18 protein-coding genes are annotated in these 15,173 nt (G+C 65.5%); 3 read left to right on the top strand and 15 right to left on the bottom strand.

The genetic code is table 11. From position 1 onward, the window contains the following. Positions 1–2: 2 nt before the first annotated feature. Both ctaA and RXV90_RS16430 read right to left on the bottom strand, forming a co-directional pair. A complete protein-coding gene (ctaA, locus tag RXV90_RS16435) occupies positions 3–1,142 on the bottom strand; it encodes a heme A synthase (RefSeq protein ID WP_316649972.1) in 1,140 nt (379 codons plus the stop codon). 31 nt (positions 1,143–1,173) lie between these two features. After that, on the bottom strand, positions 1,174–1,935 hold the full coding sequence (locus tag RXV90_RS16430; protein WP_316649971.1) for an RNA methyltransferase: 762 nt from the start codon (positions 1,933–1,935) through the stop codon (positions 1,174–1,176). Between the two features lie 75 nt (positions 1,936–2,010). Between RXV90_RS16430 and RXV90_RS16425 the strand changes: the two genes are divergently transcribed. Together RXV90_RS16425 and RXV90_RS16420 are read left to right on the top strand one after the other, a co-directional pair. After that, the gene (locus RXV90_RS16425; protein WP_316649969.1) at positions 2,011–2,340 is read left to right on the top strand and encodes a TfoX/Sxy family protein; all 330 of its coding nucleotides are present in this window, start codon (positions 2,011–2,013) and stop codon (positions 2,338–2,340) included. A gap of 68 nt (positions 2,341–2,408) precedes the next feature. Beyond that, complete coding sequence (locus RXV90_RS16420; RefSeq protein WP_316649968.1) at positions 2,409–3,038, top strand: thiamine phosphate synthase; 630 nt, start codon at positions 2,409–2,411, stop codon at positions 3,036–3,038. On the opposite strand, the gene olsA is transcribed toward RXV90_RS16420, so the two are convergent. From olsA to RXV90_RS16405, 3 genes are all read right to left on the bottom strand, one after another. Then, positions 3,031–3,867 (bottom strand): lyso-ornithine lipid O-acyltransferase, encoded by an 837-nt coding sequence (olsA, locus tag RXV90_RS16415; RefSeq protein ID WP_316649967.1) that lies wholly within the window; start codon positions 3,865–3,867, stop codon positions 3,031–3,033. The genes RXV90_RS16420 and olsA overlap by 8 nt on opposite strands. Continuing rightward, the gene (olsB, locus tag RXV90_RS16410) at positions 3,867–4,640 is read right to left on the bottom strand and encodes an L-ornithine N(alpha)-acyltransferase (protein WP_316649966.1); all 774 of its coding nucleotides are present in this window, start codon (positions 4,638–4,640) and stop codon (positions 3,867–3,869) included. Before olsB ends, olsA begins: the two co-directional genes overlap by 1 nt. Before the next feature lie 149 nt (positions 4,641–4,789). Next, positions 4,790–4,972 carry a DUF3553 domain-containing protein gene (locus RXV90_RS16405; RefSeq protein WP_316649965.1) on the bottom strand — a complete coding sequence of 61 codons (183 nt, stop codon included), beginning with the start codon at positions 4,970–4,972 and terminating at the stop codon, positions 4,790–4,792. A 162-nt stretch (positions 4,973–5,134) separates the two neighbouring features. Here RXV90_RS16405 and RXV90_RS16400 point away from each other — a divergent pair, with 162 nt between their 5' ends. After that, positions 5,135–5,647: a histidine phosphotransferase family protein gene (locus tag RXV90_RS16400; RefSeq protein WP_316649964.1), complete on the top strand. Its 513-nt coding sequence runs from the start codon at positions 5,135–5,137 to the stop codon at positions 5,645–5,647. Here the strand turns inward: RXV90_RS16400 and RXV90_RS16395 are convergent. The 10 genes from RXV90_RS16395 to RXV90_RS16350 all read right to left on the bottom strand — a co-directional run bounded on the left by RXV90_RS16395 (position 5,644) and on the right by RXV90_RS16350 (position 14,434). After that, entirely contained in the window at positions 5,644–6,441 is a 798-nt protein-coding gene (locus RXV90_RS16395; protein ID WP_316649962.1) for an ABC transporter permease, read from the bottom strand. The two genes, RXV90_RS16400 and RXV90_RS16395, sit on opposite strands and share 4 nt — an antisense overlap. Continuing rightward, positions 6,434–7,201, bottom strand: coding sequence for an ABC transporter ATP-binding protein (locus RXV90_RS16390; protein ID WP_316649961.1), 768 nt, complete (start codon positions 7,199–7,201; stop codon positions 6,434–6,436). The genes RXV90_RS16395 and RXV90_RS16390 overlap by 8 nt, the downstream gene beginning before the upstream one ends. Position 7,202: 1 nt before the next feature. Then, positions 7,203–8,210, bottom strand: a complete 1,008-nt coding sequence (locus RXV90_RS16385; RefSeq protein ID WP_316649960.1) for an ABC transporter substrate-binding protein — start codon at positions 8,208–8,210, stop codon at positions 7,203–7,205. Between the two features lie 104 nt (positions 8,211–8,314). Then, a complete protein-coding gene (locus RXV90_RS16380; protein WP_316649959.1) occupies positions 8,315–9,580 on the bottom strand; it encodes a glutamate-5-semialdehyde dehydrogenase in 1,266 nt (421 codons plus the stop codon). 10 nt (positions 9,581–9,590) lie between these two features. Further along, positions 9,591–10,688: a glutamate 5-kinase gene (gene proB / locus RXV90_RS16375; RefSeq protein WP_316649958.1), complete on the bottom strand. Its 1,098-nt coding sequence runs from the start codon at positions 10,686–10,688 to the stop codon at positions 9,591–9,593. Continuing rightward, complete coding sequence (obgE, locus tag RXV90_RS16370) at positions 10,676–11,710, bottom strand: GTPase ObgE (RefSeq protein ID WP_316649957.1); 1,035 nt, start codon at positions 11,708–11,710, stop codon at positions 10,676–10,678. Before obgE ends, proB begins: the two co-directional genes overlap by 13 nt. Continuing rightward, entirely contained in the window at positions 11,707–12,738 is a 1,032-nt protein-coding gene (locus RXV90_RS16365; RefSeq protein WP_316649956.1) for a GNAT family N-acetyltransferase, read from the bottom strand. Before RXV90_RS16365 ends, obgE begins: the two co-directional genes overlap by 4 nt. A 20-nt stretch (positions 12,739–12,758) precedes the next feature. After that, positions 12,759–13,298, bottom strand: coding sequence for a GNAT family N-acetyltransferase (locus tag RXV90_RS16360; protein ID WP_316649955.1), 540 nt, complete (start codon positions 13,296–13,298; stop codon positions 12,759–12,761). Between the two features lie 176 nt (positions 13,299–13,474). Beyond that, entirely contained in the window at positions 13,475–13,744 is a 270-nt protein-coding gene (gene rpmA / locus RXV90_RS16355; protein WP_316649954.1) for a 50S ribosomal protein L27, read from the bottom strand. A gap of 6 nt (positions 13,745–13,750) precedes the next feature. After that, a complete protein-coding gene (locus tag RXV90_RS16350; protein ID WP_316649953.1) occupies positions 13,751–14,434 on the bottom strand; it encodes a 50S ribosomal protein L21 in 684 nt (227 codons plus the stop codon). Positions 14,435–15,173 lie beyond the last annotated feature (739 nt).

Here is a 15,173-nt window from a genome sequence, read left to right as displayed (position 1 = left end):
GGCTACCCCCGGACGGATTGGGCGAGCGGATAACCCGCGAGGAACCGCGCCCTGAGGATCAGAACCCAGAGCGCCACGGCGCCCACCTGGTGCACGATCGCGATATGCCAGGGGGCAGAATAAAGGACGGTGACGATCCCCAGAAGCACCTGAACGCTTAGCATCGCGAAGACCGCGTTGAAGGCGAAGCGCGTGCGCCGGTTGGGCGATTTCCGCGCCCGTGCCCAGGCGAGCACGCCGTATAGAAAGAGGATGTACCCGGCGATCCGGTGCATGAACTGGACCAGCCCGTCATCCTCGAAGAAATTGCGCCAGACCGGCTGTAAATCAAACGGCTGGGGTGGGAGAAAGCCACCGGCCATCAGGGGCCAGTCGGTATAGTTCCGTCCCGCATCGATCCCCGCCACGAGCGCGCCCAGAAGGATCTGAAGCATCGCGAGATGCATGAAGCCGGTGCCTGTGACCCAGAGCTTGCGTTCCCGCCCCCGGCGGGCCTGCATCAGATCGGTTTCCCGGCGGCCGAGCGCGAAGATGTACCAGGCAATCAGCCCCAGGATCACGAAGGCGAGGCCGAGGTGTATGGCCAGCCTGTAGCTTGCCACGTCGAGCATCCCCTCGCCGAGGCCGGAGGACACCATCCACCAGCCGATCGCCCCCTGAAGCCCGCCAAGACCGCCCAGCAGGAAGAGGGGCCCCGTCCATCCCGTTGGGATCTTGCGCGTGGCGAGAAAGCCGAGGAAGCCCACGGCCCAGACAAGGCCGATCACCCGGCCAAGCTGGCGATGCCCCCATTCCCACCAGTAGATCGTCTTGAACTCCTCAAGGCTCATCCCGCGGTTCTGAAGCTGGTATTCGGGGATCGCGCGATAGGCCTCGAACTCGGCCTCCCAATCGGCGGCCGTCATCGGCGGCACCGCACCCGAGATCGGCGCCCACTCAGTGATCGAAAGTCCTGAATCGGTCAGCCGCGTCAGCCCGCCCACCGCGATCATCACGACGACCAGCGCGAAAAGCGCCATCAGCCAGATGCGGATCGCGCCGCGCGCGCCGCCGCGCGAGGCGTCGATCATGCCCCCGGCCGGCCTTGCGGCGGCGGATTTTTCGGTGCCCACCTCTTCGAAGATGCTGCGTTTTTCGGCCATGGATCGCCTCGCCTTTTCCGTTCCCCGCTACCTAAGCGTCAGGGCCCGCCTGGTCCACCCGTGAGCCGCGCTCCTTCCAGCGGACCATCTGCCGCAGGATGCCGTGCAGGATCTGCGCGTCGGCGCGCGTGAGCGGCATCCGGCTCCAGAGGTTGCGGAGCGTGACCTTCATGCCCGCGGCCTTCTCGGGCGGGAAGAAGAACCCCGCCTCGTCAAGCCGCCGTTCGTAGTGATCGGCCAGCGCCTCCACCTCTTCGTGCCGTGCCCAGTCGGTGCCCGCCATCTCTGTTTCGCGCGGCGTCACCTCCGTCGTTGCCCGCCGCCATTCATAGGCGCACAGCAGCACGCATTGCGCGAGGTTGAGCGAGGGAAAATCCGGGTTCACGGGCACGGTGATGATCGCATTGGCCTGAGCGATATCGGTGTTTTCCAGCCCGGCGCGTTCCGGCCCGAACAGCACCGACACCGGAGTGCCCGAGGCGATGAGCCGTGCAGCCTCTGCCATCGCCTCCTCGGGCGAGAAAACGGGCTTCGTCAGCCCGCGCTGTCGCGCCGTCGTCGCGAAGACGTAACCGGCATTCCTCACCGCCCCCGGAAGATCGGACGACAGGAGCGCGGCATCCAGAAGCCGCCCTGCCCCGCTTGCCATTGCCACCGCCTTCTGGTTCGGCCAGCCGTCGCGCGGATCGACAATAGCCATCCGATCCAGCCCGAAATTCCACATGGCGCGCGCGGCCGCCCCGATATTCTCGCCCATCTGCGGGCGCACGAGCACGAAACTGGGTTGAGTCATCTGGGGGCCGTTACCACTCTGAAAGCCTGTCGCGGCGTGTTACGCTTCACGCACCCACGAGGCAAGGAGGCGGCCATGGCCTATGACGAGGGACTGGCGGAAATCATGCGCGGCGATTTCGACGGGATCGACGGAGTGAGTGAGCGCAGGATGTTCGGGGGCCTTTGTTTCCTCCTGTCCGGCAACATGGTCTGCGGCGTCCATTCGGGCGGGGGCCTGTACCGCGTCGGCAAGACGCGCGAGGCAGAGGCGCAGGACGTGCCCGGAACGGGGCCGATGACCTTCACGGGCCGGCCCATGGGCGGCATGGTCGACGTCACCGACGATCTGATCGCCGACGACACGCGGCGGGGCGCCGTCTTTTCGCTTGCCCTGGCCCATGCGCAATCCCTGCCGCCCAAGTAGCTGCAACCCCTTGGCGCAGGACAAGATTTCCGGCTATAGCCCCGGGAAGCGCGAAATAGGAGCCAGCCATGGCCGGAGCCCAGGAGGCGGACACGCCGCAGATCTACCTCGTCACGCCGCCGGAATTCGAACTGTCCGAATTTCCAGCCCGGCTTGACGACGTGCTTGACGCCCATGCGGTTGCCTGCGTGCGCCTTGCCCTTGCCACCCGCGACGAGGATCGGATCGCACGTGCCGCCGACGCGGTGCGCGAGGTCTGCCACCGCGCCGACGTGGCCTGCGTGATCGATACGCATATCGGGCTGGCCGAACGGCTTGGGCTTGACGGGGTGCACCTGACCGATGGGTCGCGTTCCGTCCGCGCCGCGCGCAAGGCGCTTGGCGGCGATGCGATCGTCGGCGCCTTCTGCGGCCGGTCCCGCCATGACGGGATGACCGCAGGCGAACAGGGCGCGGATTACGTGAGCTTCGGTCCCGTCACCGCCTCGGGCCTCGGCGACGGCACCTTCGCGGAGCGCGAGCTTTTCGCGTGGTGGAGCGAGATGATCGAGGTTCCGGTTGTCGCCGAAGGCGGGATCGATGCCGACGCGATCCGTTCGCTGCGCGACGTGACCGATTTCTTCGCGATCGGGGAAGAGATCTGGAACACCCCCGATGCCGCACAGGCGCTGGCCACGCTGAAGGCCGGGCTCAGCTGAGTTCCGCGACCTCGGGAAAGGCCGAGCGCACCTGCCCTTCGGCATAGCGCGCCAGCGTCTTGCGATCCGCGAAATCGCCCACTTTCACCGGCGCATGGTAATGGATGTCGACCGCCCCATGGCGCGGGGCCCCCAGCACCTGCAACAGGTGCTCGCCAAACCCCATATCCCCCCACCATCCATAGAAGCGGGGATCGGCGCCATCCGGTGCGGTATAGACCACCGTTACCGGTTGCAGATGCATCAGATCGCGCAGCTCGTCGCTGAAGAACGCCGCAAAAAGCGTTGATTTGAAGGGAAGAACCCTCAGCCCATCCGAAGACGTGCCCTCGGGGAAGAACAGAAGCTTGTGCCCGGCCGTGAGCCGCGTGCGGAAGACGTCGCGTTGCGCCACCGCCTTCTGCGCCACCCTTTCGATAAAGACCGTACCGGTCGCGCGTGCGAGCCAGCCGATGCCGGGCCACCCCGCCACCTCGGCCTTGGAAACGAAATACACACGCTTTCGGGCATTCAGCGCGAAGATATCGAGCCAGGAGGCATGGTTCGCCACCACCGCCCCCGGTTCGGACATCCGCGCCCCGTGGGTGCGGTGCGTGATCCCAAGGATCAGGAAGGCGGCGCGGCACACGCCCTGCGTGACCCAGGGCGTCCAGGGCCGGTGCGTTCCGTGCACTGGCTTTTCGACGAAGCGAATCAAAAGAAGGATCAGAAGCCCCCCGAACACCACGGCGCCGAGCGCAGTGCCCTTTCCCGCCACCCGCGCCCAGCCCCCCGGGCCGAGCGGGGGCATTTCGGGCGGATCGGAATGCCATGTCGCCGGGCTCGGCATCAGCCCGCCGCCCCGTACCGGCCCTGCGCCGAGGCGCTGAGCCGCGCGGTATCCATCACCAGGCAGACGTCGATCGTGTTGAACGGATAGTCGATGAACGCCCCGTCCCCCACGCAGCCACCGAGCTTGAGGTAGGATTTGATGAGCGTCGGGATCGCGCGCATCGCCGCCGGACGGTCGATGTCCGCCTCGGGCACGAGATCCATCCTTTGATAGGCGCTTTCCACCGCCCTGACCCGCAATTCGGGGGGCGCCAGGTGCCGGTGGTGAAGAAGCGAGAGGGGCTCTGCCAGAGAGGCGACATCGGTGCCGTGAAAGCTTGCCACGCCGAACAGGATATCGATCCGGTAATCGCGCACATAATCCGCAAGCCCTTGCCAGAGCTGAAGCATCGCCGCCCCGTTTCGATGGCTGGCGGCCACGCAGGAGCGCCCCAGTTCCAGAAGCGAACGCCCGCTTTCCCGCAACACCCCAAGGTCGTATTCATCCTCGGAATAGAACTGCCCCGCCCGCGCCGCCTGTTCCCCTCGCATCACCCGGTAGACGCCCACCACGTGATCGAGCGTGGCCGGATCGCGCCGCGTATCGACAAGAATGATCTGGTCGAAAAAGGGATCGAACCGGTCCATCTCCAGCCGCCGGTCGTGATCGACAAGCGCGCCGTCGCCGCCCAGTTCGCTGACGAACACGTCATAGCGCAAACGGTAGGCGCCCAGCCGGTCGGCCTCCGTGGTCGCGCATTTCAGGGCTAGGTTGGGGTCGAACCGGTCCATCTGTCCCGCAGTTCTGCCGTGCAGTGCGGGCTGGTTCTAATGGCGCACCGGGACGGGCGCAACACTGTCTGCGCAATCTCCCCGTGCCGTGGCGGGTTGCGTTATCGTTTAGGTTGTATTATTGTCGGCTCGTGTTGCTGGTGGTTGTATCACGCGTCATACACGGGGATCAGATCAATGAGACGGCCGTCTATCACGACTTTCCCGGCATTCTCGAAGTTGATTGTGATGCGTCCGCCGATATTCGACTGGACCTGCCCGAGCCCCCATGCCTCTTCCGTTGGGTGGCGCACCAGCATCCCCGGTTCCAGAAGCGCGTTCATTCCCGTCATCTCACCCCCCTTCCCCCACTGGTGCGCGGTATGAGCGCCGATGGAGCAACTGGCCAGCGCCGTCGCACCGAACGGGATCTAAACGCGCTTCTGGGATCGCGAATTTGCCATGATCTCATCAGCCCACTTGGGGCGATTGGCAACGGGGTCGAGCTTTTATCCATGTCCGGAATGGGGGCCACGCCCGAAATCGCGCTGATTTCGGAAAGCGTGGAACATGCGAACGCCCGCATACGGCTGTTTCGCATCGCCTATGGCGCGGCGCCCGGAGGTGCCACGGTGCCCCGCGCGGAAGTTATCGATATCGTCACGGGGCTTGGACGCAGCGGCCGGCTGCGCTTTGACTGGCGCATCGAGGGCGATCTGCCGCGGGCGCTTGTCAAGATCGCCTTCCTCGCCCTGCAATGCTTCGAAACCGAGATGCCGTTCGGCGGCGTCATCGAGGCGCGGCTTGACGGCGCCTCCTGGGTGATCGAGGGGCGCGCGGAACGCAGGCGCGCCGAGTCACAGCTTTGGTCGATCCTGCATGATCCCCAGAGCGAGGCCGAGATTTCTCCCGCAAATGTTCACTTCGCCCTTCTTCCGCTTGCGGCTGCCGATTCCAGCGTTTCGCTTCACCTCGAGACAACGGACCATACGGTGCGCCTGACCTTCGAGGCAATCGGCCGCCCCTAGCCGCGCCAGCGGAGAAGATAGGCCTCTGCCCGGCCCACCAGCCAGTTTACGATGACACCCATGATCGACAGGATGGCGACACCGGCGAAAAGCCGCTCGAGATCGTAAAGCGATCCTGCCTCGAGCACATAGGCCCCGATCCCGTAGCGGGCCCCGATCATCTCGGCCGCGGTCAGCAGGATGATCGCGATCGCAAGCGAAACGCGCAGCCCCGACAGGATGCCGGGCATCGCGCCGGGCAGCACGATCTTTCGCACGATCGACGCCCAGCTCAGCCCGAAACTCTGCCCCATGCGAATGAGCGCCCGGTCCACATTGTCGACAGCCCCATAGGTCGCAACGACCGTGGGCGTGAACGTGCCAAGCGCGATCAGCGCGTATTTCGAACTCTCGCCGATCCCGAACCAGATCACGAAGAGGGGCAGAAGCGCGATTTTCGGGATCGGAAAGATCGCGGCGACAAGCGGCACGAGCCCGGCGCGCGCGAGGCTGAAAAGCCCGATGGCGACGCCCACGGCGATCCCGGCACCGACCCCCATGGCCGAGCCCACCAGGAACCGGCCCACCGACGGGATCAGATGTTCCCAGAGAAGCCCGGTCTTCGCCAGCGACCAGAGCGTGCCGATCACATCGCTTGGCCGGGGCAGCGTGAGGTTCGAGATCCAGCCGGCCCGCGTCCCTGCCTCGATCAGAAGAAGCAGCACGACGAAGACCGCGATGCCCACGTAGCGGATATGCCCCGGGCGAAACCCGCCGCCCCGAAACGGCACATCCCGCCCCCGCAGCTCAGCCACCGATCAGTTCCCGGTCCGCAGCCTTCGCCTCATCGCGGATCAGCGACCAGAGCCGCCGCTGATGCGCCTCAAGCTGCGGGTCGGCGGTGCGACGCGCCTCAAGCGGGGTTCTGACCTCGACGATCTCGCGCACGCGGCCCGGGCGCCGCGAGAGAACGGCGATCCGGTGGCCCAGCCGCACGGCCTCGGCCAGGTTGTGGGTCACGTAGATCGCCGTGAAGGGCGCGCGCGTCCAGAGCCCCACCAGATCGTCCATCAAAAGCTCCCGCGTCTGGGCATCGAGCGCCGAGAGCGGTTCGTCCATCAGCCAGACCGCGGGTTTCACGGCAAGGGCGCGCGCAATCGCCACCCGCTGTTTCATGCCGCCCGACAGGCTTTTCGGAAAGGCCTCGCGGAAGTCGATCAGGCCGGTGCGCGTGAGCACATCCTCTGTGATCTCGGCAATCTCGGCCCGGCTCAGCCCATGATCCTCGAGCACCAGCGCCACGTTCCCCGCGACGCTCCGCCACGGCAGAAGCGCGAAATCCTGGAAGATGTAGGTCAGCGGGTTCAGGCTCGATCCCTCGGGCTCACCCACCTGCACGACGCGCCCCGACACCGGGCGCTCAAGCCCGCCCGCGATCCTGAGCAGCGTCGACTTCCCGCAGCCCGACGGGCCGATCAGGCACAGGATCTGGCCGGACGGGACATCAAGCGATATCCCGTCCAGAACCTCCGTCTGACCGTAGGCATGCCGGATCTCTTCGAGCCGAAGCTCCACGTCAGGAGATCACCTCGACATAGGACGCATCGACAAGCATCTCGGTCGTCACGCTGTCCTTCACCAGCCCCTCGGCCTTGAACCAGTCAACCTGATCCTGAACCGAGGCCATGTTGAGCGCGGCATTCGCGTTGATCCGCATCGCCCCGTTCACGATCGAGGGCTTGGCCTTCTCATATTCGCGATCGGTGTAGACGTAGAGGTGGATGAGCTTCACCATCTCTTCGAGCGCGTCATCGCCCGCCGTCTTGTCGACGAGGGCCGCGTTGAAATCGTCGGCCCCGCGCGAGAAGGCGCGCAGGAAGGCTTCTGTCTTCGCGCGTTCCTCGGCGGCATTGGTGGTGGAGGTGAAGACAGTCGTCACCTGGTAATCGGGCAGGTAATCGGCGACCATTCCGATCGCCTGAACCGCGCCCGAGCCGGCAAGCGGCTTTGCGATATGGGGCACGATTGTCCAGGCGTCGATCTGGCCCGATTTCAGCGCACCGATCACCGCGGGCACCTTCTGAAGCGGCACGAATTCCGGCGTTACGCCCTCAGCGGCGGCGATCTTCGCCCCCATGTAATGGAAGGACGATCCGGCCTGCGTCACGCCGAATTTCTTGCCATCCAGCCCGGCGGGCGAGGTCAGCCCCGCTTCGTGCGCGGCGTTCGACGCGAGGATCATCTGGCCGTCGATCCCCTTTTCTTCCGACAGCGCCCCGCCGATCACCTTGGCCGCGCCCTTTTCGGCCAGCGAGATCAGCCCGCCGGAAATCGCGGTCACGGCGAAATCCGCATCCCCGCTCGCGATTGCCACGGCCATCGGCTGCGCGGCCTGGAAGAACTCGAACTCGACGTCGAGCCCTTCTTCGGCGAAATAACCCCGCTCATAGGCCACGAAGCTTGCCGCGTGGCTTGTGAACCTCAGCGCGCCCACCTTCAGCTTGGTGTTGGCATAGGCCGGAAGGGCGGGCGCGGCCATGGCGGCCGCCATCAAGCCCATGGACTGGCGTCTGTTCAGCGTCATCGTGATCTCCCTGTTTCGCGCGCCTCGTGGCGCGTCGTTCTTCTTCGCGTTTCAGGCGCCCAGAGAAGAGGTTTCGGGCGCCCTCGTCAATCGGCCGCGCCGGATCAGCCCCGTGTCGTGCCGTCGCCTTCGACGAGATACTTGAACGAGGTCAGCTGCGCCGCGCCCACGGGCCCGCGCGCGTGCATCTTGCCCGTCGCGATTCCGATCTCGGCCCCCATTCCGAACTCGCCCCCATCGGCGAACTGGGTCGAGGCATTCCGCATCAGGATCGCGCTGTCGAGCTCGGTGAAGAACCGCGCTGCCGCCGCGTCGTCCTCCGTCAGGATGGCGTCGGTGTGGCTGGATCCGAATTCGCGGATATGTGCGATGGCTTCATCAATGTTCTGAACGGCTTTCGCGGCGATCTTCATGTCAAGGTATTCGTGGCCCCAATCCTCGTCGCTCGCCGGATGCGTGCCATCGATGGCCTGAAGACGCGCGTCGGCCCGCACCTCCACGCCCGCATCGATCAGCGCGCGGATCACGCCTTGCCCGATGGTATCGGCCACGTCTTCGTGGATCAGAAGGCACTCGGCCGCCCCGCAGATGCCCGTGCGCCGGGTCTTGGCGTTCAGCACCACCTTAAGCGCCTTCTCGGGATCCGCCGCCTTGTCGATATAGATGTGCACGATGCCTTCAAGATGGGCGAAGACCGGTACTCGCGCCTCGCGCTGGACGAGGCCCACAAGGCCCTTTCCGCCGCGCGGCACGATCACGTCGATCGTATCGGTCATCGTCAGCATCTCTTGCACCGCCGCGCGGTCGCGCGTCGGCACCCGCTGGATCGCGGTGGGCGGCAGGTTCGCGGATTTGAGCCCGTCGACAAGGCAGGCATGGATCACGCCGGAGGAATGAAAACTTTCAGATCCGCCGCGGAGGATCACCGCATTCCCGGCCTTGAGGCACAGGGCACCCGCGTCAGCCGTTACGTTCGGGCGGCTTTCGTAGATTACGCCCACCACCCCCAGGGGCGTTCTGACCCGCCGGATATGCAGGCCCGAGGCCATATCCCACTCGGCGATCACCTCGCCCACGGGATCGGGCTGCTCTGCAACCGTCCGAAGCCCATCGACCATGCCGCGGATTCGGTCTTCGTCCAGCATCAGACGGTCGAGCATCGCCGGCGACAGGCCCTTCTCGCGGCCGTATTCCATATCCTTCGCATTGGCTTCGATGATCTCGGCCCGGCGCGCCCAGACGGCCTCGGCCGCGCCGATCAGCGCGGCGTGCTTGCGCTCGGCACTCGCGAAGGCCAGCTGTGCCGCCGCGCGTTTCGCGTTCGCCCCGATCTCGGCCATCACGGCGGGAATATTGGTCATGTCATTCATTGGCCTTGCCTCAAAGAACCATGTCATCGCGGTGGATGAGCGCCGCCCGGCCGGGATAGCCCAGAATACCCTCGATGTCACCGGACTGGTGGCCCGCGATCGCCCGCGCCTCGTCGGCGGTATAGCGTGCGAGGCCAAGCCCGATGCGGCCCTCGGGCCCGAGGATTGCAACCGGATCGCCCCGCCCGAAATCGCCGGAGATCACGCCCACACCGGCGGGCAGGAGCGATTTGCCCTGCGCCAGCGCCCGTGCCGCGCCCGCATCCACGAACACCTCGCCCCGGGGCTTCATCGCCGCGATCCACCTCTTGCGCGCGGCCTGCGGATCGGTTTCGGGCCGGAACCAGGTGGCTGCGGCGCCATTTTCCAGCGCACGCAAGGGGTTAAGCGTCGATCCTTCGGTGATCGCCATCGATGCGCCGCCCGTTGTGGCGGTCTTCGCGGCCATCACCTTCGTTTTCATCCCGCCCCGTGACAGGCCCGATCCGGCATCACCAGCCATCGCCTCGATCTCGGGCGTGATCCGTGTAACCTCGTCCAGCCGCGTCGCGTCCGGATCATCCTTCGGGTTCGCGGTGTAAAGCCCGTCGACATCGGACAGAAGCACCAGCGTATCGGCCCCAACCGTCACCGCGATCTGCGCCGCCAGCCGATCGTTGTCGCCGAACCGGATCTCATCGGTCGCCACCGTGTCGTTCTCGTTCACGATCGGAACCGTGCCGAAGCCCAGAAGCGTCTCGAGCGTCGCGCGTGCATTGAGGTATCGCCGCCGGTCGGCACTGTCTTCCAGCGTCAGAAGCACCTGCGCGGCCTTCAGGCCGTGGGGTGCCAACGCCTCTTCGTAGGCCCGTGCGAGCCGGATCTGCCCCACGGCGGCCGCAGCCTGCGACTGTTCGAGCGCCAGCGCCGGGCCTGAGAGGCCAAGAATTCCCCGTCCGAGCGCGATGGAGCCCGAGGACACGAGGATCACCTGCGCGCCGCCGCCCGCAAGCCAAGCCACGTCTTCACAGAGTGCGCGGAGCCAGTCGCCCCGAAGCGTGCCACCCTCGACAAGAAGCGAAGAGCCGATCTTGACGACCAGCCGTTTCGATCGGGTCAGGGCCGCCACGGCGCCGGATCCTCGGTGGCATCCTTCTCGGCCCGGCGATGGGCATCGATCTGCCGGCGCAGCGCGCGCAGTACATCCTCGACGCCTTCCTTCGACACGCCCGACATCAGCCGAACCTCGCCCGCGACCTCCGCAAGCTCTGCCCGCTTCGCCCCGCGCTCCTCCTCGGTCAGCGCGTCGATCTTGTTCAGCGCCGTGATCCGCGGTTTTTCCGCCAGCGCGCCGCCATAGGCCTCAAGCTCGGTGATGATCGTTTCCCAATCGCCCGCCACATCCTCCGACGTGCCGTCGACAAGGTGCAGAAGCACTGCGCAGCGTTCCACATGGCCCAGGAACCGGTCGCCGATCCCCCGCCCCTCGTGCGCGCCCTCGATCAGCCCCGGGATATCGGCCACCACGAATTCAACTTCGTCGACGCCCACGACCCCGAGATTGGGGTGCAGCGTGGTGAAGGGGTAATCCGCGATCTTGGGCCGCGCGTTCGAGGTTGCGGCCAGGAAGGTCGACTTTCCCGCATTGGGCAGGCCCAGAAGGCCCACATCGGCAATCAGCTTCAGCCTCAGCCACAGCGTCCGCTCCACCCCCGGTTGCCCGGGGTTCGCCCGCCGCGGCGCCTGGTTCGTGGATGTCTTGAAATGCAGGTTTCCGAACCCGCCATTCCCGCCCTTGGCCAGAAGCACACGTTCGCCCACGCCGGTAAGATCGGCGATCACCGTTTCCTCATCCTCATCGAGGATCTCGGTTCCCACCGGCACTCTGAGCACGATATCGGCGCCGGACGCACCCGTCTTCTGGCTTCCCTGCCCCGGACGCCCGTTCTTGGCGAAGAAGTGCTGCTGATAGCGGAAGTCGATCAGCGTGTTCAGCCCCTCAACCGCCTCGGCCCAGACATCGCCGCCCCGGCCGCCGTCGCCGCCATCGGGCCCGCCGAATTCGATGAACTTCTCGCGCCGGAACGAGGTGCACCCGTTTCCGCCGCTGCCTGACCGGATATAGACTTTCGCGAGATCGAGAAATTTCATGGCGCTGTCCTGAAGGCCTCCCGCGAGAGGCGATAGAGGACATTGGGCGCGCGCTCAACCCGCGCCTTCGACGCGCCAAGCCCGGTTCCGGTTTTCTCGAAGCCAAGTTTCCGCAAAACCGCTCCCGAGGCGGGGTTGTCGGCGAAATGATCGGCCTCGATCACGTCGATTTCGGGAAACCGCGCAAAGAGATCTGCCAGGAAGGCCCGAACCGCCTCGCTTGCATAACCTCGGCCCCAGAACCGCCTGTCGATCATGTAGTTCAGCGAATGATCGGGCCCGAACCCCACGGATCCGATCAGCCCGCCGTCGTTCCGCTCGACGGCAAGCCGGTAGCCGGGCCGCCCGCGGAAGGCCGAGGTGGCGATCCACTGGCGCACCGCGGCCTCGGGCCAGGGGACGGTCAGCATCAGCATCATCCGCGCCACTTCGGGCACGCCCCCCAGCTTCTGCATCTGCCGCCAGTCGGCATCGCGCAGGGGCCGCAAGGTCAGCCGTTCGGTGCGGATCAGGATGTTACGCCGGGCCTCCCACGCGTCCCGTGTGAGCAAGAGTTCGTGCCCCTCGACCGTCTGCGCCAGCGCCTGCGCCTGGACGGGCCGCCGGCCGGTATAGACGAAGCCCAGCTTCCGCAGGACGGTGGCCGAGCGGTGGTTGCCCGGATAATGCCCCGACAGAAGGCTTTCCGCCGCCGGATCCGAGAAATGCGCATCCAGCACCGCGTCGCAGGCTTCGGTGGCATAGCCCTGCCCCCAGGCGGTGCGCGCCAGCCAGTATCCAAGTTCGCCGTCGATCCCTATTCCGCCGACAAGCCCCTCACGGTCGTAGATGAACCACACCTTGCCCACGAGATGCGCGTTCGCGGCCATGAACGCCTCTGCATCCGCCGGGCGATAGGGGTACGGCACACGGCCCAGCCAGCGGGCGACGTCGTAATTCCCGATCGCCTCGGCCACTTCCACCGGGTCGCCATCGCCCACCGGGGTCAACCGAAGCCGCGGTGTCGAGATATATGCGTGATCCGACACCGCCATGGCCGCGCGGTCCTTCAGGAGAGTTTGAGGATATAGGTCCAGGTGGGCAGGTTGGCGCCGCGGGCGACCGAGAAGGTTTCGGCATCCCCGATATATTCGAAGCCCGCATTGGTCAGAACGCGCGCCGAGGCCGGGTTGTCCTGAAACACGCTCGCGAAATAGGCGTCGTCGCCATTGGGGTTCGCGTCGATCAGGGCCCGCACGGCTTCCGAGGCAAGCCCGGTGTTCCAGAAGGCCGGCGCGATCCAGTAACCGATCTCGGATTGCGCCCGGTCCATCTTCTTCAGCCCGACCGTGCCGAGAACCTCGCCATGTCCCGCGCTCGATCCGTCGATGATCCAGACGTCCTCGGCCCGGTCCTCCGACATCGCGCGTTCGATGAACGCCTCCGTCGCGCCGGGCGGAAGCGGGTGCGGGATGGAGCGCGTCATGGTCGCGATCCGGGCATCCGAGGCATACATACTCAACAGACCGGCATCCGAGCGGCGCACGGGCCGCAGCGCGAAGCGTTCGGTCTCGATCGTCGCCTGGTTGACGATCAGATCAATCTTCATCGGCTTCCTCCTCCAGAAGCGCTGGTATTGCGGGGCCCGGCTTTCCCACCTCAATCAGGTGGGCATCTCGCGCTTGCCTCGCAAGATGACGCGGGCCCTGGGCTCAGAAAGACCAAGGGGGACCGGCGGTCTGCCGATCCCCCTCTTCTGGTTTTCTCGAACCCGGGTTCTATCGGCTACTCCGCGGCCTCCGCCGTTGGGAGGACCGAGATAAATGTACGGCCTTTCAAACCTTTATGGAAGGTCACGGCGCCTTCAACCGTTGCGAAGATCGTATGATCCTTGCCGATGCCCACGCCTTCGCCCGGCCAGAACTTCGTGCCGCGCTGGCGCACGATGATGTTACCGGGAATGGCCGACTGCCCGCCAAAAAGCTTCACGCCAAGGCGACGGCCGGCACTGTCGCGGCCGTTACGGCTGGAACCGCCTGCTTTCTTGTGTGCCATATCCGGTTACTCCTTTTCAGCGGCGAGTGCTTTGGCCTGCTCGACCCAGCCTTCGCGTTCGATGCGGCCCTTGAAGGACAGCTCTTCGTCGAATTTCGCGATATCGTCTTCCGACCACGCGGCGATCTGCGCAAAGCTCGTGATGCCCGCGGCGTGAAGCTTCTTCTCAAGCGCCGGGCCCACGCCCGAAAGCTGCTTCAGATCGTCCGCACCCGCGGCGTCCGCCTTCGGCGCAGCCTTGGGCGTTTCGGCCTTCTTGGCTTCGGCTTTCGGCGCGTCCTCTTTCTTCTTCGAGGTGGCGGCGGCAACGGCGGCGGTCGCGACGACACCGGCGGCGACGGCCGCGGCGGCCCCGAGCGCGATCTTCACGCCGGACTTGTCGCCACCCTTTTCGAGGATGTCCGTCACCCGCAGAAGCGTCAGCTGCTGGCGATGACCCTTCGTGCGCTTCGAGCCGTGCTTCCGGCGGCGCTTCACGAAGTGGATAACCTTGTCGCCCTTGATCTGATCGATCACCTCGGCCTGCACGGCCGCACCGTCAACGAACGGCGTGCCCACGGTCGAGCCGACCATGAGAATATCGTTGAACTGAACTTTTTCGCCGGCATCTGCTGCGAGTTTCTCGACGCGGAGCACATCGCCCGCCTGAACCCGGTATTGCTTGCCGCCGGTCTTGAGGACCGCAAACATCTTGATCTTCCTTCGTTTCCCGCGTCCTGTGGCCCCCTTCCGGGTGTTCCGGCTTCCGCCGCCTCGGACAGCGCGCCCCGCTGAGGGCGTCATGATGTCAAAACAGAGCGAGGCGGGATAAGCCCGCCTCAGGGCCGCGCTTATCGGTGGAAGCGCATCGCAAGTCAAGCCCTGTCTGGGGCTGGAATACGGGCTGCACCTTCTCTGGAACCGGCCCCTGTTTTCCGGTGAACCAACCCAAGCAACCACTGCGCTCTGCGTAGCGATCGCTCGACTGATGGAAAACCGGTTCCATGCGCGCGACCAGTGTCGTCCCACGCCCCGTCGCGGATGCAAAGGGTAGGCGCAGAGCTTCGGTCCAAGGCACACCACGCCTGGCAATATCGCCTCGTCATTGCCTCGAGCGCGGAAGCGGAAACATGAAGCTCGAAGCTTTGGCCAACGCTCCATCTGCTTGGTGAAAGACTTGGTGAAAGATGGAAACACTCCGGCAAGGCCAACCCCGACTCATCCCACCCAGCATTGGCCTGAAGGCCCCCCCCACGCCGCATACGTGGAAGCGCAGGAAATGACATGCAAACGCGTTCTGGCCATGAGGAATACCGGACACCCGGATTCCAGAGGTCTTCCGATAATTTCTCCGTCGTTGTAAAATAAGGCTTTAAAGCATCCGGCCTTTAACCTGAGACATATCCGGCAGCCCTGAAGTAGTTCCAACACTCTTCGGGTGAGTATAGAT

Origin of the sequence: Ovoidimarina sediminis, from assembly GCF_032586175.1 — a bacterium.
In the GTDB taxonomy this organism is placed as follows: domain Bacteria; phylum Pseudomonadota; class Alphaproteobacteria; order Rhodobacterales; family Rhodobacteraceae; genus Ovoidimarina; species Ovoidimarina sediminis.
Note: the sequence above shows the minus strand (reverse complement) of the source record. Positions and strands in the feature narration are given on the sequence as shown.

Coding starts and splice junctions, on each gene's coding strand:
- RXV90_RS16385 (WP_316649960.1), bottom strand. CDS start 8,210: ATGACGCTGAACAGACGCCAGTCCATGGGCTTGATGGCGGCCGCCATG.
- RXV90_RS16350 (WP_316649953.1), bottom strand. CDS start 14,434: ATGTTTGCGGTCCTCAAGACCGGCGGCAAGCAATACCGGGTTCAGGCG.
- ctaA (WP_316649972.1), bottom strand. CDS start 1,142: ATGGCCGAAAAACGCAGCATCTTCGAAGAGGTGGGCACCGAAAAATCC.
- obgE (WP_316649957.1), bottom strand. CDS start 11,710: ATGAAATTTCTCGATCTCGCGAAAGTCTATATCCGGTCAGGCAGCGGC.
- olsA (WP_316649967.1), bottom strand. CDS start 3,867: ATGCCGAGCCCGGCGACATGGCATTCCGATCCGCCCGAAATGCCCCCG.
- rpmA (WP_316649954.1), bottom strand. CDS start 13,744: ATGGCACACAAGAAAGCAGGCGGTTCCAGCCGTAACGGCCGCGACAGT.
- RXV90_RS16360 (WP_316649955.1), bottom strand. CDS start 13,298: ATGAAGATTGATCTGATCGTCAACCAGGCGACGATCGAGACCGAACGC.
- RXV90_RS16380 (WP_316649959.1), bottom strand. CDS start 9,580: ATGAATGACATGACCAATATTCCCGCCGTGATGGCCGAGATCGGGGCG.
- olsB (WP_316649966.1), bottom strand. CDS start 4,640: ATGGACCGGTTCGACCCCAACCTAGCCCTGAAATGCGCGACCACGGAG.
- RXV90_RS16405 (WP_316649965.1), bottom strand. CDS start 4,972: ATGACGGGAATGAACGCGCTTCTGGAACCGGGGATGCTGGTGCGCCAC.
- RXV90_RS16425 (WP_316649969.1), top strand. CDS start 2,011: ATGGCCTATGACGAGGGACTGGCGGAAATCATGCGCGGCGATTTCGAC.
- RXV90_RS16430 (WP_316649971.1), bottom strand. CDS start 1,935: ATGACTCAACCCAGTTTCGTGCTCGTGCGCCCGCAGATGGGCGAGAAT.
- RXV90_RS16420 (WP_316649968.1), top strand. CDS start 2,409: ATGGCCGGAGCCCAGGAGGCGGACACGCCGCAGATCTACCTCGTCACG.
- RXV90_RS16400 (WP_316649964.1), top strand. CDS start 5,135: ATGTCCGGAATGGGGGCCACGCCCGAAATCGCGCTGATTTCGGAAAGC.